Genomic DNA, 16,696 nt, shown 5'->3' on the forward strand with positions numbered 1-16,696 from the left:
AACGCCCGCTCTTCGCAAAGAAGAAGCGGACGTTCATTATCATATTAGACCCAACCACGGAAACGAGATGCTTCCGCCATCTTCCGGACACCTACCATATAAGCGGCAAGTCGCATGTCGACATTACGCGTCTGCGCTGTCTGATAGACTTGGTTGAACGAGTTCACGAGTACTTTTTCAAGTTTCTCGTGTACTTCCTCTTCCGTCCAGTAATACCCTTGGTTGTTTTGGACCCATTCGAAGTAAGAAACCGTTACGCCACCACTCGAAGCAAGAACATCCGGAACGATCAGGATGTCACGTTCAGCGAGAATTTTCGTCGCCTCGTTCGTCGTCGGACCGTTAGCCGCTTCAACGACGATCGCTGCTTTGATATCGTGCGCATTGTCTTCTGTGATTTGATTCTCGATTGCTGCCGGAACAAGAATATCACATTCAAGTTCAAGCAATTCTTTATTCGAGATCGTATTTTTGAACAATGTCGTCACGGTACCGAACGAGTCACGACGGTCGAGTAGGTATGGAATATCGAGACCGTTTGGATCATGGAGTGCCCCGTACGCATCGCTGATCGCGATGACTTTTGCACCTAAATCATACATGAATTTCGATAAGAAACTTCCGGCGTTGCCGAATCCTTGAACGACGACACGTGCGCCTTCGAGCGAGATACCCTTTTTAGCAGCCGCTTCCCGAATCATGATTGCGACACCTTTCGCCGTCGCTGTCTCACGACCGTGTGAACCACCGAGGACGAGCGGTTTCCCTGTAATGAAACCAGGTGAGTTGAATTCATCGATTCGACTGTATTCGTCCATCATCCATGCCATGATTTGCGAGTTCGTGAAGACGTCAGGTGCTGGAATATCCTTCGTCGGTCCAACGATTTGACTGATAGCACGGACATATCCACGGCTGAGACGTTCGATTTCACGGAAGCTCATCTCACGTGGATCACAGATGATTCCGCCTTTACCGCCGCCGTATGGTAAGTCAACGATACCAGCTTTCAGACTCATCCAGACGGATAATGCTTTGACTTCGACTTCCGTCACGTTTGGGTGGAAACGAATTCCACCTTTCGTCGGTCCAACGGCATCGTTATGTTGCGCACGATATCCTGTGAAGATTTTCGTCGAACCATCATCCATCCGTACCGGAATCCGGACTGTCAACATCCGGAGTGGTTCTTTAAGTAATTCGTACATCTCGTCTGGATAACCAAGTTTCCCTAGTGCCTCCTTGACGATTTCTTGTGTTGCTTCCAGTACGTTCTTGCGGTGATTCGCATGTTGTTGGTCAGTGATCATTCCAACGTTCCTCCCCATAAGTGGCATCCCCTATGCCGTTTCCTTGTTCGGATAAAGTATACTCTTTTCTCGAACGTAATGAAAGGGGTTACGCCTATATTTGTAAGCGCTTTCTCACTTCTTTTCCTAGGATATCATTGATTTGGTTGTTTTGTTTGACGATGTCGTTCGATCGCCAGTTCCATGAAATATTCGACCAATTCCGGATATTCAATTCCCACTGCTCGTGCACCGTCCGGGAATAAACTGGTCGAAGTCATACCAGGAAGTGTATTCGTCTCCAAGATGACTGGATTTCCGGATTCCGGCACAAGGAAATCAGATCGCGAGTATCCTGCACAGCCAAGTACTTGATGCGCTTTAACAGCCCATTCTTGAAGTTTTTCTGTCGTTGCTTCATCCAGTTCAGCAGGACAAATATGCTCCGAACCTCCGATGGCATATTTGGATTCATAGTCATAAAAAGCGTTCTTCGGAATGATCTCGATGACCGGCAGTGCTTTTTCTGCACCTTTATGTCCGACGACTGGAACTGTCACTTCACGCCCTTTAATAAACTGTTCGACAAGAACTGCATCGTCTGCTTCAAAGGCTTTCGCGATTCCTTCACGTAACATCGTCTCGTCTTGAGCAATCGTCAATCCGTTTGATGAGCCTTCTTGTGCTGGTTTGACGACACAAGGAAATTGACCATTCCACTCTGCGATTTTTGCTTCGATATCATCTCCACGCTCTAACAGCACATCACGAGCGATCGTAATGCCTGCTTTATCAAAGTGAACTTTCGAACGTGCCTTATCCATCGCTAGCGCTGACGCTAACACACCTGAACCTGTATATGGAATGTCTGCCAGTTCAAGCAATGCTTGTACGCGTCCATCTTCACCAATTTTCCCGTGAAGAGCGATGACAGCCACATCTACATCCAGCTGGAAGAGTTCATGCGCTTGATCAGGGTGGAAATCAACAGCCGTGACCTCATGCCCTTTACTGTTTAATGCTTCCATGATCGACTTTCCACTGTTTAATGAAACCTCCCGTTCTCCTGAAGTCCCACCGTATAATACTGCCACTTTCATCCTACTTCACTCCTTCTTCTTACGTTCAATGATTATCATACCATCCTTCTGACGATGAAAAAATACAAAATGGTGCCACTTCCAGCAGAAGACAAAAAGGTGCGGCATCCCCCCCTATGAGGGAATGGCGCACCTGATGTTTTACATATTAAACTGTTCAGCTATCGTTGCGACGGCATGTTCCGCCTGAATCGTTTTCCCATACTCCGCCATGACGAGTGGACTTTTCGGGCTCGGTTCACCGTATTCAGATAAAATCGTCGTCACCGTTCGCTCGAGCGCCTCGTTCATTCGTTCTTGGAAATAGAGATAATAGCTTCCCTCGAAGAAGTAGAGGCTACCCCCTGTCTCTGTACGAGGCATATGCCGCAATAATCCATGACTCGCTTGAATGACGTCTTCTAGCGAGTGTAGAGCATATAAGACGTGATGGACGATATCGACTGTCATGCGGATTTCGACTTGATCGAACTCCTCGTTCATCTCTTCTGGCAAATCTCCTTCACGACGTACATCAACGAGCATCCCGTCATTCGGGAAGAATGTGACGAAAAATTCGAGTGTTCCTGCTGCCTGAAAACCATAATTCGATTCGGCTTCTTCTAATAAGTTGCGCAATAAAGCTTGTCCCTTCCCGACAGCCAACGTTTCTGGTCGGACGTCGTGAAGCGATAACTCTTGCTTTGTGATGAAGACACGAAGGTGTCCTTGTTTCATTTGTTCAAACCTCATAATAGACTCCTCCAGTCAAAACCGGAAACACAGATGTCTCCGTTCGTTATGAACCATACTATACACCAGTTGTCGGAGTGAGTCGACTTAACCAACTTTTCCAAGATTGATCGTCTGCACCAAGTAAATGTGGACCATATCGTTCCGGGAGCTGATCGACCGCATAACCACCAAGACCAATCTCAAGATCCGGAAAATCAGACATCAAACGTGCTAACGCTTCATCAAGTAACGGTAAATGATCCGATAACGTGCAGGAAAGAATAACGGCTTTCGGTTGCAGCTGATGCGTAACCGTCACCAAGTCCTGAACCGGTATACCGGAACCGAGGAAAATGACATCAAATCCAGATTGTCGTAAATAAAGTGTAAAGAAAAGTAGTCCGAGTTCGTGTTCTTCTTCCGGCGCACAAACACAGACGATTCGTGGTAAGAACGGATTGATCGGCATCTGTAACGACAATGTCGAAAGACGAGCTCTCAGAAATGCCGTCGCAAAATGCTCATGCGCAATCGTAATCTCACCCGACTCCCACTTCACTCCAATCTCATGCAAAAGTGGACCGACGATGTCCTGAATGACTTTATCGAAGCTAAACATCGAAAATGCTTTATTCATAATATCATGCGCGTGACGTTCTTCGAAGTTCGTCAATGCCCGGAATAATTGATCTCGCAGTTCGACTCCGTAATCGTGCGGTACTTCAGCCCGATTGACCGGCATTTCATACAACTGGATTGCTTTAGAGACAGACAATCCCTCTTTTTGTTTATCGACGATCCAGCGTAATTTCGCGACGTCGTTATCACTATAAATGCGATGTCCGGATTCACTTCGATCCGGATCGAGCACCTGATATCTCCGCTCCCAAGCACGAATGGTCGTCGGGTTGAGTCCCACTAACGCAGCGACTGCTTTGATATTATATTTCCCACGATCCATGCATCGTGCCTCCTTCCCCTTCCTTTCTAGTATACGCTGAAAGGAAAAAAATCTCCGTTCACAATGTGCCCTTACATCATGAAACCAATGGAGACGAAGGCGATGATGATCGTGATCATGAGCACCGTCAGCGTGATGGCTAACGGATTTTTTCGAAATGGTTGTTTTAATCGCTCGTTTCGAACGTGTTCGATACGCGAAGAACGCGGTGGCAGTGACTGCCCCTCTTCGTTCTGATCCAACCGTCGCTGATCTTGTTTACTCAATGTTCATCACCTTTTCTTGAAAAATATAAGGATATTGTCTAGTTTACACCGAATCTGGTGATGAAAAAAAGACTTGTTCTAAACGCAATTTCCAATCTACCGGTTGATGCGTCCTTCTCTGCACTGGATTTTCCCACTCAATCGTTCCACATATATCACAACAACGTGGTTGTACGATTACCTGCTCATCAAAATGATGCAACAACATCGAACGGCGACATTCGTTCCGGTGAACGTAGTCCATCATCTGGTTGATCTCTTGTCGTTTTAATTGTTTACGTTCCGTTTGCCACTGGATGATGCGTTCCTTCGACCACCCATTTTCGAGTTGTGATTTGAGTAACCGGTATGCCGGGTCTTCCGGGTTAAAACGAAAACGACTTTCCATCTTGGCATAGGATTCGCCTTGATTCATCCCTTGTTGCAATTGATCGATCCACAAGACGGGTGCATATTGCGTGTCGATCAAGTACGTCTGTAATTGTTCATCTTGAGCAGCGTAGAGTAAGATTGCGGTCGCCTCTTTACCGTCACGTCCGGCACGTCCGACTTCCTGCATATAGGCTTCGATCGTCGCAGGCATCGTATAATGAATGACCGTACGCACGTTGCCTTTATCGACACCCATTCCGAACGCACTCGTACACACGAGACAATCAATCTCATCATGAAGAAACTGTTGTTGGACAAGCTGGCGATCTTCTATCGTCAACCCAGCATGATAATAGGTCGCGCCGTCAATGATTCCAGCAATTCGTTCCGCTTCTTTACGGGTTGTCGTATAGATGACGCATGGGCGAACGATGCGTTCCATCCACCGATCAACTGCCGCATCTTTTTCTTCTCGATCAACGCGATCGACAACATATTGGATTTCTGGTCGGTTGACAGAACGACGGATGATTTGTGGTTCGCGCATACGCAGTTGTGTTCGAATATCTTGCTCAACAGCACGCGTCGCTGTTGCCGTTAAGGCGAGACATGGTGGAAGGCCTAGTTCTTGTCGAATGTGACCAAGTCTTGCGTACTCCGGTCGAAATTCGTGTCCCCATTGGGAGATACAATGCGCCTCATCAACGACGAAGAGAGCAATATTGACCTGTTTTAGCCGAGCCCGAATCTGTGGTAGCGCGAGTTGTTCCGGCGATAAGTAAAGATATCGTAGATGTTCGAGTACAGATAAGATCTGCTCCTTCTCTTCTCGTGTCTCGACTGATGTTAATTTAGCGACAGATCGCTCTCCTCTGCGCTTGATTTGCATGACCTGATCTTCAATCAACGAGAGTAACGGAGACAAAATCAACGTCAGTCCTTCATTTTGTACATAAGACGGAAATTGATAACAGACAGATTTTCCTCCGCCTGTCGGCAAAATCGCTAATGTATCTGTTCCGTCTAGGATGGAATCGATGATTTGGCGTTGTCCAGGTCGAAATGCTTCGTATCCAAAATGACGATGCAATAACGCTTCCATTAAATTCCCTCCCATTTACTACGTGCTAATACCAATCGAATTTGAAAATAAGATATATCGGATTGCATCTCGTTCTTGATTCGCTTCAGCGCGTAAGTTCCGAGTCGCTGTGCAATCTGTTGTACCTCTTCTTGCTGAGATGGCGTGACAAAATGATTCAGCGGAAAAGAAGGAGCATACATCGCGATCTCAACAAGATGATCTTCCATCGTACTATTTTTTAGCCGCCTTCGAATCGCAACCTCTTCAACGGTTAATCCCTGTTGCAACAACTCCCATGTCGTTTGAGCAGACTGCGTCATTTTTGATGTGTGTAGATCCATTCCTATTTGCTTGAGGAGTGGTGAGTTTTCCAAGTCATCGATGCACTTTCGCCAAGCGATCGTAAATTCGTATTGGACAGTCTCCACATCCGTTTTCATCATTTGGGCTAATTGCGGATAAGACCATCCTGCTTGCACGCCAGACAAGCGATAACTAATCAATGTCGCATCGCGTTCTGACAAGTGCTCAAGGAGAAATATCAACTCTTGGTGCATATCATGTAACCATTCTGCTCGATTCGAGATGGTCGGAAGAACACTTTTTACCCATTCACGGATGATGGTTTCCTGTTGCACAGGAATAAACGGCTGTTTCGCTTCCAAACAAACCATCGTTTGAACCAAAAGGCTGAGTCGTTTCCACATCATCTCAGCATAACCACGAAGTTCACCACCTAGTTGATCAATGATCGCACGATCCGTTTGCTCTACTAGTCGCGCGCCTTCGTACGTCAGTCGCAGTGTCTCTTGCCGCTCAATCCAATTCTTCTGCGCAAGTTCAGCCAAGATTGTTTCGAATCGCTGTTTACTGACTAATACAGTACCGAATACCGACTCTAAATCATAAAAATGAGCATCTTGCAGAGAAGTCGCTGATTTCTTTCCTTGAAAAACATGATAAAGACTGCGGTCAGATCGTTCATTTCGAAGGCGCTGGATCGATTCCAGAAAAATACGCTCGAGTAAAGAAACTTCCATATGTCACGCTCCCTCCTGTTGTATGTCGTTTCCAAATCAAAGATGATATGCTATTCCTGTTTCATCGTTACGTTTTAGAGAGGCCGTTTGCGGGCATGTGATGATATATACATTTTCTGCTGTCACTTGTGCTTCGTCATTGAAATGCAACGATGAGTCCGATACAATGACATATAGATGAGAACAGCGTGTTTCAATAATGTTTTCGTATAGAGAGGAGACCGTTCAATGGCTAAATTTACGATTGTCGACAAAGATACTTGCATCGCTTGTGGTGCTTGTGGAGCAGCGGCACCAGATATCTATGATTATGATGATGAGGGTTTGGCGTATGTCATTCTTGATGATAACAATGGTACTGCCGAAATTCCAGAAGCATTATTCGACGATATGATTGATGCATTCGAAGGTTGCCCGACGGATTCAATCAAAGTAGCAGATGAATCGTTCGAAGGCGATGCGTTAAAATTCGAATAAGTGAATAAAAAAAGATGTTTCCTCGCGAAGCATCTTTTTTATTGGACTTTTTCTCATTCAATCTATCGATCATCTAAAAAAAACGGATGTCACCAATTGGCAACATCCGGTCTATGATTAGTAAAAATTTAGCGTTTACCTTTGATATACGGTACACCGACAGCTTTTGGTGCATCCGCACGACCAACGACACACCAGCAAGTGCTAAGATCGTCAATAAATACGGCGCAATCAACAAATACACTTGTGGAATTTGATCGAGTAACGGCAATTGCTGACCGATGATCGAAATCGCTTGAGCGAACCCGAAGAAGAGGGCTGCCCCCATGGCACCGAGTGGGTTCCATTTTCCGAAGATCATCGCCGCAATCGCGAGGAAGCCTTGACCGAGAATCGTCGTCACACTGAAGTTCAATGAAATCGACGTCGCGTAGACAGCACCAGCAAGACCGCCGAAACCACCAGAGATCATAACGCCGATGAAACGCATCTTCGTGACGTTGATTCCCATTGTGTCCGCTGCCATCGGGTGTTCCCCGACAGAACGTAAACGAAGACCAAATGGTGTCTTGAAGATGATGTACCATGCGACGAACGCGAGAACGATCGCAATATACGATGTGTAGTAGACGTTCGCGAAGAACATCTTCAAGACTGGAATATCAGACAAGAATGGTACATTTTCTTTCGAAATCCGGTTTGGAATCGAATCTGTCTGTCCTTTACTGTAAAGTGCACGGACAAGGAAGATCGCAAGACCAACCGCAAGCAAGTTGATCGCTACTCCAAGAACCGTTTGGTCTGCTCGGAATAGGATTGCTGGAATCGCAAGGAACAGTGAGAAGACCGCTCCGACGACGATCGCGATGAGCATCGCAAGCCAAGGACTCGCAGCACCTAAGCCCATTTTCGATAAAGTCAATGCCGTGACGACACCTGTGAAGGCACCCATGACCATTAATCCTTCTAACGCGATGTTGACGACGCCAGAACGCTCACTGAAAATGCCGCCAAGTGCTGCAATGATTAACGGAGCCGAATAGGCGAGTGCGATTGGCACGATGATATAAAGTACTTCAAGAAAGCCCATTATTGACCGGCTCCTTTCGCTTTTTTAGATTCTTTCTTAACCGTGAACTTCTCGATGACGAGACGAATCGCGTAACCCGAAGCCACGAAGATGATGATGAATGCGATGATGATTTTGATCAGTTCCGGTGGAATACCAATCTGTTGCATCGACAGACCACCGATATTGAGTCCTGCAAACAGTAACGCCGCGAGAACGACACCGATCGGGTTATTCGCACCTAACAAGGCAACCGCGATTCCGTCGAATCCAACACCTGTGAAGGACGCGTTCAATGTCATGTTTTGGAACGTCCCAAGACCTTCCATCGCTCCAGCGAGACCTGCGAACACACCTGAGATGACGAACGATAAGATGATGTTTCGGTTAACGCCCATCCCTGCATACTCTGCAGCATTTTTATTGAATCCAACTGCTCGGAGTTCATAACCAAGCGTTGTTTTCCACAAAATGAACCAGAAGACGAGGGCAGCGATGACTGCGATGAAAATCCCGTTATGCAATCGTGAAAAATCCGTCATCTCTTGTAAGAACGGTGAAGCAAGGGATGCTGATTCCTTGACTGACTCCGTCCGCTCGTTCGTAATACCGATGACATGACGTAAAATATCATTCGTCACATATAATGCGATATAGTTCATCATGATTGACGTGATGACTTCATGCACATGAAACTTCGCTTTTAAGATACCAGGAATCGATGCCCAAAGTGCACCTGCTAAACCTGCTCCAATTAGAGCAAGCGGTAAATGAATCGCCATCGGTAGATCAAACTCAATCCCGATCCAAACTGCGACCATCCACCCGACGAGAACCTGACCTTCAACCCCGATGTTAAAGAGTCCAGTTCGGAAAGCAAACGCGACAGCAAGACCGGCAAAGATCAACGGAGCTGCTGCTCGCAATGTTTCACCGATGCTGTATGGTTCGCCAAAAATACCATAGAATAACTGATCAAAACCGGCAATCGGATCGTACCCGCCGATGACCATGACGATCGCCCCGACGACCATTCCAAGGATGATGGAAAGAATCGGAATGAGGATGCCGTAAAAACGCTCTAACTTCATGAATGACCTACCTCCTCTTTCTTACCGCCGGCCATCAAGAAGCCAAGCTCGATCTCATTCGTTTCTTTTGGATCCAAGAAGGCAACTGTTTTTCCTTCATAAAGAACGGCAATCCGATCTGATACTTGAAGAATTTCTTCGAGTTCGAATGAAATCAACAAGACAGCGCGACCTTTTTCGCGTTCAAGAACCAACTGTTCATGAATGAACTCGATTGCTCCGACATCAAGACCACGTGTCGGCTGTGCTGCAATCAATAGGTCTGGTGAACGATCGACTTCACGCGCAATGATCGCTTTTTGCTGGTTACCACCTGACAAGGCACGAGCAAACGTCTCTGGACTTGGAGTTCGGACGTCGAACTTCTCGATGAGCGTTTTTGCTTTTTCCATGACTTGTTTATAGTTCATGATGCCTGCTTTTGAATACGGTTGTTTGTAATACGTTTGTAAGACCATGTTATGTCCGATTGAATAATCGAGGACAAGTCCATGTTTATGACGGTCTTGCGGAATGTGACCGACACCTGATTCCGTCACTTTACGTGGCTTCAAGTTTTTGATCGATTTATTGTTGAGGAAGATTTCTCCACTATCCGCTTTACGGAGACCAGTGATGGCTTCAATCAATTCCGTTTGCCCGTTCCCGTCGATTCCGGCAATTCCGACGATCTCTCCGGCACGAATGTCGAGATTTAATCCATCGACGGCTTTGATGCCGCGACTGTCCTTGACGACTAGATCCTTGATGTCGAGAACGAGTTCTTGTGGAGTTGCCTTGGAATACTCCGCATTAAAGTTGACTTCACGACCTACCATCATTTCAGCAAGACGCGACTGTGTCATCGTCTCATCGATATCGACCGTTCCGATATACTTACCACGGCGAATCGTCGTACAGCGATCAGCTACTTCCATGATTTCCTTCAGTTTGTGCGTGATGAGGATGATCGACTTTCCTTCTGCGATCAAGCGATTCATGATCTGAATCAATTCTTTGATCTCTTGTGGTGTCAAGACAGCAGATGGTTCATCGAAGATCAAGATGTCTGCACCACGGTACAACGTCTTTAAAATTTCAACACGCTGTTGCATTCCGACTGAGATATCCTCGATTTTTGCATCAGGATCAACAGCAAGACCATACTGTTCAGAAATCTGGCGTACCTTCTCACGTGCAGTTGCACGGTCGATCTTAATTCCGGCACGTGGCTCTGCACCTAAAATGATGTTTTCAGTAACAGTGAAATTTTGAACGAGCATGAAGTGTTGGTGCACCATACCGATTCCAAGATCGTTCGCGACGTTCGGACTCGTAATATTGGCTTTTTCACCACGTACACGAATTTCTCCAGCCTCAGGCTGATACAAACCAAATAAGACGTTCATCAGCGTCGATTTTCCGGCACCGTTTTCACCAAGTAAAGCGTGAATCTCACCTTTCCGAAGCTGGAGCGTGATATTATCATTTGCGACGAAACTGCCAAACTCTTTTCTAATGTTCAGCATCTCAATGACGTATTCCAAGAAAATCCACTCCCATGTTTAGTTTAAAAGGGGGAGCCGCAATGCTAGCGACCCCCGCTTTCATTATTATTTCAGTGACGCTTCGTATTCTTTGTACTCGTCGTCTGTCGCTGGGACTTTAACGTCGCCATCGATGATTTGTTTTTTATACTCTTCGACTTTGTCGAGCGCTTCTTTCGAAACGTTGTCTTTCGAAGGTGCGATATCAACACCGCCATCTTTTAGACCGAACTCAACAACTTTACCTGCTGGGAAGTTGCCGTCTTTCGTATCTTTTGAGACTTGCTCAACAGCTGTATCGACACGTTTGACCATTGACGTCAATGTGACGTTCTCTGGCATTCCTTCTTCGACTTGGTCACGGTCTACACCGATAACCCAAACATCTTCACCATTCTTCTTACGGTTTTTCGCTTCTGTGAATACCCCTTGTCCTGTACCACCAGCTGCGTGATAGATGACGTCGACTTTTTTACCGTACATACCTGAAGCGATTGCTTGTCCTTTTTCAGCAGCATTGAAGTCTTCTGCATATTGTACTTCGATGTCTGCATCAGGGTTGACTGCTTTAACACCTGCTTTGAATCCACTTTCGAACTTCTTGATCAAGTCAGAGTTAACGCCACCGACGAATCCGACTTTATCTGATTTCGTCGTCAAACCAGCAACAACACCAACGAGGAACGAGCCTTCGTTTTCTTTGAAGACGATTGACGCGACGTTTGGCTTGTCAACGACCATATCGACGAGTGCAAAGTTGCTCTTTTTGAACTGATCCGCTACTTTACCGATATCTTCTCCCATCAAGAACCCGATACCGAGGATCAAGTCGTATTTAGCACGAGCTAATTGTTGAAGGTTTGGTTGATAATCCGATTGTTTTGCAGATTGAAGATATTTGTAGCCAGTACCTTCTTTTAAGTCGTTGTCTTTTCCGAACTTTTGGATACCTTCCCAAGCAGATTGGTTGAATGATTTATCATCAACACCGCCTGTATCTGTAACCATACCTACTTTAAAGCCGTCTGATTTGCTGCCGCTACCTGAATCTTTTGAATCGTCGTTGCCACCACATGCTGCAAGGACCGAACTCATTGCTAAACCTGTTGCTGCTAATGCGAGAAGTGACTTCTTTTTCATCTGGAAAATCCCCTTTCGAATATGGTCATACAAAGTTCAAGACTACGTCTAGCACCCGAGGCTGGCGATGAGGAGCGTTACGTAGGTTATGACGGAAAGCGCTTTCAGTATTCATCCTAAAACAATGGCTCACACACGTTTACGGATGACGTGGAAATCAAACTTATCTGCTCGGAAATAGTTCGCTGAAAAAAGAACGGAACGGTCGAGCTCATCATAATGCGTTTGACGCAACGCGAGCAAAGGTTGGTCCGTATGTAATTGTTCAGCGATTTTCGGATCAATACGTGGCTCGATGTGCGTCACGGCATGCGTGACACGTCGTCCAAGTTCTTTTTTCTAAAGCATCAAATAATGATGTCGAAGAGGTGAACTGCTCTTCATTTTTAATATAATGGCTTGGAATCTTATCGATACAATAGACGACAGGAACATCCCCTGCGAGTCGGATTCGTTCGATTCGATAAACCAATTCATCCGGACCAAGTTGAAAACGTTCTCGGTCGCGCTCAGTCGGTTGGACCATCTCGGATGATAACACTTCTGATGTCGGAACCATACCTGCGCGCGCAATCATTTCTGTTACGCTGTACAATTCTTCGATTCCAGAAGTAAACGGTGGTCTTGCATTGATAAACGTACCGACACCGTGTTTACGGATGACGATGTTCTCATCTTCAAGAATTCGTAATGCCTCTCGAAGAGTAGCTCGACTGACGCCAAGTTGCTTTGAAAGTTCAAACTCTGAAGGGAGCTTCTCGCCTTCCTTGTAAACGCCGTCATCGATGTCAGACTTGATCTTTTCAATCACACGTAAATAAAGCAAACGATGATCTAATTTAATCGACATGACGCATCTCCATCCTCTATCTAGTTGTAACCAGTGCTCAGACTTCTGACGTATGAGAACTCCAGCCAAGATAAGTATATGACGCCCAACACAATCCTGCAATCATTTTGTAACAGGTTAGAAGTCTGACTTCTGGCGCTTTTGTAACCCTTTTCATAACGCAATCAATAATGGAAGAAAATAGGGCATTCTACCTAAGAATGCCCCTTCTTTTTTCAACGCTTATTGCTCAGGTACTTCGATTTTTCCAGAAACGACATCTGATTTTGCTTTCTCAAGCGCAGTCAACGTCTTCTTCGAAATCTTTTCAGATGGTACGATATCAACTCCATCTTCTTTCAGACCATAACGAATCGTTTTGCCGCCCTCGAGTTTACCATCCTTCGCTGCGTTTGCTGTATCTTCGACTGCACTGTCGACACGTTTGATGACAGAAGTTAATGTAACGTCTTCCGGCATACCCTCTTCTTTTTGGTCTCGGTCGACACCGATGACTGAGACGTTTTCACCGTTTTTCTTGCGGTTTTTCGCCTCTGTGAAGACACCGTTTCCTGTACCACCTGCTGCTGGGAAGATGATATCTGCGCCTTTACCATACATTCCAGCTGCGATCGCTTGACCTTTTTCTGGAGCTGCGAAGTCTTCCGCATATTGGACATCGATTTTAATCTTCGGATTGACGGACTTAGCACCTGCTTCGAAACCGGCACGGAAACGCTCGATGACGTCCATCTTCATCCCACCAACGAAACCGATATGATCTTTTTTCGTCTCCATTGCAGCAACGATCCCTGCAAGATATGCTCCTTCATTTTCCTTGAATGTGATCGACGTGACGTTCTTTCCTTCAACGACGTTATCGATGATTGCGAATTGTGTGTCTTTGAATTGATCAGCAACTGTTTTGATATCCTCATTGAACGTGTTCCCGATTCCGAAAACTAAATCTTCTCCCCCACGAGCAAGACGCGATAGATTCGGTTGATAATCTTGTTGCGATTTAGATTGTAGATAAGAGAACCCTTCATTCTTTTGAAGTTTGTTGTCTTTACCGTACGCTTGCAGACCTTCCCAAGCGGATTGGTTGAACGATTTATCATCGATACCACCCTTATCGGCTACCATCGCAACAGAGAATTGATCTTTTTGATCGGCTTTCTCACCTGAACCACCACAAGCAACAAGACCAACCGTCGCTACTGACATCATCGATACGATTACCTGTTTCTTCTTCATTTCATCCATCTCCTCTGCAATTATGAGAGCGCTTTCATTATCTATTTGTGAAAAAGCCGCTCCCAGCCCTCGTGTTGAAGGTCGGTCACTCATATGACTGAGTATGCCAAAAACACTACTGAAAATCAACAGACGTCTGACAACTATTTTCATGAAAGCGATTTTATTTTTGATGCATTTATGAATTTTTCCAGTCATTTCTATTTATACAAAATCATCATGTCTTTTTTTCATATGTCTTTTCTTTTTTTGAGATACCGGGTCTTCTCTATACATTTTTCTAGAAAAGAAAAGGAAGCCCCGGAATATTCCACGACTTCCTTTCTACTCGATTAACGTCCCATGACGCGACGTGGTTTAGATCCTTCAGATGGACCAATTAGACCGTTTTCTTCTAACGCATCAATAAGACGGGCAGCTCGGTTGTAACCGATGCGGTACTTTCGTTGAATCATCGACGTTGATGCTGTCTCTTGTGTCAGAATGAACTGGACGACCTCATCGTAAAGTGGATCGTCGACCTCTGTTTCGCCCTCTGGTACATCTTTTGGAATCATCGCTTCAACATACTGTGCCTTTTGCTGACTGATGACATGATTGACGACCTTCTCGACTTCTTCGTCCGATAAAAAGGCTCCTTGTACGCGGACCGGTTTGTTCATGCCGTTACCAAGTAACAACATATCTCCTCGTCCGAGCAATTTATCAGCGCCTCCCGTATCAAGAATCGTCCGCGAGTCAGTCGCACTCGATACACTGAATGCGATCCGCGACGGGATATTCGCCTTGATGACACCGGTGATGATGTCAACACTCGGACGCTGCGTCGCAATGACCATATGAATTCCTGCTGCTCGCGCCATTTGTGCAAGTCGCATGATCGCATCTTCGACTTCGTTTGACGCGACCATCATCAAGTCAGCTAACTCATCGACGATGACAACGATGTACGGTAATCGTTGATGCACTTTCTCCTCTGCGTTCATCTTATCAATCAGTGCATTGTAGCCTTCGATGTTGCGCGCTCCGTTTTGACTGAAGATCTCATAACGGCGTTCCATTTCCGAGACGACCTGTTTTAATGCCTGTGCCGCTTTTTTAGGATCGGTGACGACGGGCGCTAAGAGGTGCGGAATGCCGTTGTAGACATTCAATTCGACCATTTTCGGGTCAATCATCATCAAGCGGACTTCATCCGGTCGTGCCCGCATCAATATCGAGACAATCATCCCATTAATACAGACCGATTTACCGGAACCCGTCGAACCGGCAACTAAGACGTGTGGCATCTTATTCAACTTCGCTGTCACCGTCTCACCAGAAATGCTTCGTCCGAGTGCGACGAGCAAACGATCGCTGTCAGATTGGACGCTCTCCGCTCCTAGTACTTCTCGAAGGGATACCATGGCGACTTCACGGTTCGGCACCTCGATTCCAACAGCCGCTTTACCCGGAATCGGTGCTTCGATCCGGATATCTTTTGCGGCTAACGCTAGCGCTAAGTCATCGGCGAGTCCCGTGATTCGACTAAGCTTGATTCCTTGTTTTGGTTCAATCTCGTACTTCGTGACACTAGGTCCGAGATGAATCTTTAAAACTTTTGCTCCGATCCCGAACGACTTTAAGGTCGCAATCAATTTCGTCGCATTGTCCTTCAATCGTTTGTTCTCACCGGACAAGTCTTTTGATGTTGGTTCTGCTAACAAATCAAGCGACGGCAATTGATAACCGTCGGGTGTCTCTGTCATCGTCAACGGTCCTTGTGTCTCCGCTGCTTGCGGTTCAACGTGATCCGTGAAACCGATGATCGGAACGTCTTGAATGTTGACGGAAGGATCTTCTGCTTCTTGTTCCGTTTCGATCGGTTCCTCGACAGTTGCTGGTCGCAACGTCTTCGGTTTTTTCTCACGAACCGGTTTCGCTTTCAACTCTTTTTCGACACGAGGACGTGGTGTCCGTTCACGATTGCGAAACTCTTCTGCACGTTCCCGGAGCCCAAGCCACAGCTCTCCATAAAACGATGGGCGTAGGATATGAACGGCCGTTCCGATGAAGAACAGACCAATCAAGAAGGCACCCGCGCTCGAAATATAATAAGCTGCGTTTTGATAGAGCCATCCATTGAGAATGCCACGCGGTGCTCCGAGCAATAGATCAATCCAGACGACTGAACCCATCAGTAACATCGACCATGCCCATTTCTGAGCACGCGACGCATTCGAGAGGAGTAAAAGTAGCACAGCACCGATTCCACCATATAATAAGGAACCGAACTGACCAATTAACCGCTCTCCTCCATCCGCTAGCGTCAGTCCGACTTTTCCGAACTCCCCGAAAGCGAGAACGAAAGCTAGTAATGAGACGATTGCGATGATGGTCGCATATGTACGATACGCAATCGGCTGACGTTGTTTCTTCGCTGCCGGTCGTTTCCGTGGCGGCGTTTTTTTTCGTACAGGTTTTCGTTTCGTCGTCGCCATA

At 46.2% G+C, this 16,696-nt stretch carries 13 protein-coding genes and 2 pseudogenes; 1 reads left to right on the forward strand and 14 read right to left on the reverse strand.

Annotation, left to right across the window (positions count from 1 at the left end; all coding sequences use genetic code 11):
• Nucleotides 1-44: 44 nt before the first annotated feature.
• From P401_RS0108025 to P401_RS0108055, 7 genes are all read right to left on the reverse strand, one after another.
• Nucleotides 45-1,310, reverse strand: coding sequence for a Glu/Leu/Phe/Val family dehydrogenase (locus tag P401_RS0108025; RefSeq protein WP_023468654.1), 1,266 nt, complete (start codon nt 1,308-1,310; stop codon nt 45-47).
• 134 nt (nt 1,311-1,444) lie between these two features.
• Nucleotides 1,445-2,389 (reverse strand): D-alanine--D-alanine ligase, encoded by a 945-nt coding sequence (locus P401_RS0108030; protein WP_029342021.1) that lies wholly within the window; start codon nt 2,387-2,389, stop codon nt 1,445-1,447.
• Between the two features lie 141 nt (nt 2,390-2,530).
• Nucleotides 2,531-3,121: an adaptor protein MecA gene (locus tag P401_RS0108035; protein WP_029342022.1), complete on the reverse strand. Its 591-nt coding sequence runs from the start codon at nt 3,119-3,121 to the stop codon at nt 2,531-2,533.
• Nucleotides 3,122-3,179: 58 nt separating this feature from the next.
• Nucleotides 3,180-4,064 carry a MerR family transcriptional regulator gene (locus tag P401_RS0108040; RefSeq protein WP_029342023.1) on the reverse strand — a complete coding sequence of 295 codons (885 nt, stop codon included), beginning with the start codon at nt 4,062-4,064 and terminating at the stop codon, nt 3,180-3,182.
• A 71-nt stretch (nt 4,065-4,135) separates the two neighbouring features.
• Complete coding sequence (locus P401_RS0108045; protein WP_029342024.1) at nt 4,136-4,330, reverse strand: hypothetical protein; 195 nt, start codon at nt 4,328-4,330, stop codon at nt 4,136-4,138.
• A gap of 43 nt (nt 4,331-4,373) precedes the next feature.
• Nucleotides 4,374-5,804 carry a RecQ family ATP-dependent DNA helicase gene (locus tag P401_RS0108050; RefSeq protein ID WP_029342025.1) on the reverse strand — a complete coding sequence of 477 codons (1,431 nt, stop codon included), beginning with the start codon at nt 5,802-5,804 and terminating at the stop codon, nt 4,374-4,376.
• Nucleotides 5,804-6,826: a YpbB family protein gene (locus P401_RS0108055; RefSeq protein ID WP_029342026.1), complete on the reverse strand. Its 1,023-nt coding sequence runs from the start codon at nt 6,824-6,826 to the stop codon at nt 5,804-5,806. Before P401_RS0108055 ends, P401_RS0108050 begins: the two co-directional genes overlap by 1 nt.
• A gap of 228 nt (nt 6,827-7,054) precedes the next feature.
• Between P401_RS0108055 and P401_RS0108060 the strand changes: the two genes are divergently transcribed.
• A complete protein-coding gene (locus P401_RS0108060; protein ID WP_029342027.1) occupies nt 7,055-7,303 on the forward strand; it encodes a ferredoxin in 249 nt (82 codons plus the stop codon).
• A 128-nt stretch (nt 7,304-7,431) separates the two neighbouring features.
• Here the strand turns inward: P401_RS0108060 and P401_RS17665 are convergent.
• The 7 genes and pseudogenes from P401_RS17665 to P401_RS17675 form a co-directional block, all read right to left on the reverse strand.
• A pseudogene (locus P401_RS17665) lies at nt 7,432-8,393 on the reverse strand (ABC transporter permease).
• The gene (locus tag P401_RS0108070; RefSeq protein WP_029342028.1) at nt 8,393-9,463 is read right to left on the reverse strand and encodes an ABC transporter permease; all 1,071 of its coding nucleotides are present in this window, start codon (nt 9,461-9,463) and stop codon (nt 8,393-8,395) included. The pseudogene P401_RS17665 and the gene P401_RS0108070 overlap by 1 nt, the downstream one beginning before the upstream one ends.
• On the reverse strand, nt 9,460-10,989 hold the full coding sequence (locus P401_RS0108075) for an ABC transporter ATP-binding protein (RefSeq protein WP_029342029.1): 1,530 nt from the start codon (nt 10,987-10,989) through the stop codon (nt 9,460-9,462). The genes P401_RS0108070 and P401_RS0108075 overlap by 4 nt, the downstream gene beginning before the upstream one ends.
• Before the next feature lie 66 nt (nt 10,990-11,055).
• Nucleotides 11,056-12,129 (reverse strand): BMP family lipoprotein, encoded by a 1,074-nt coding sequence (locus P401_RS0108080; protein WP_029342030.1) that lies wholly within the window; start codon nt 12,127-12,129, stop codon nt 11,056-11,058.
• 129 nt (nt 12,130-12,258) lie between these two features.
• Nucleotides 12,259-12,979: pseudogene (locus tag P401_RS17670) on the reverse strand (GntR family transcriptional regulator).
• 222 nt (nt 12,980-13,201) lie between these two features.
• Nucleotides 13,202-14,215, reverse strand: a complete 1,014-nt coding sequence (locus P401_RS0108090; protein WP_029342031.1) for a BMP family lipoprotein — start codon at nt 14,213-14,215, stop codon at nt 13,202-13,204.
• A gap of 332 nt (nt 14,216-14,547) precedes the next feature.
• On the reverse strand, nt 14,548-16,695 hold the full coding sequence (locus tag P401_RS17675; RefSeq protein ID WP_034786026.1) for a DNA translocase FtsK: 2,148 nt from the start codon (nt 16,693-16,695) through the stop codon (nt 14,548-14,550).
• Nucleotide 16,696 lies beyond the last annotated feature (1 nt).

The organism is Exiguobacterium acetylicum DSM 20416 (assembly GCF_000702605.1).
GTDB lineage: Bacteria > Bacillota > Bacilli > Exiguobacteriales > Exiguobacteriaceae > Exiguobacterium_A > Exiguobacterium_A acetylicum.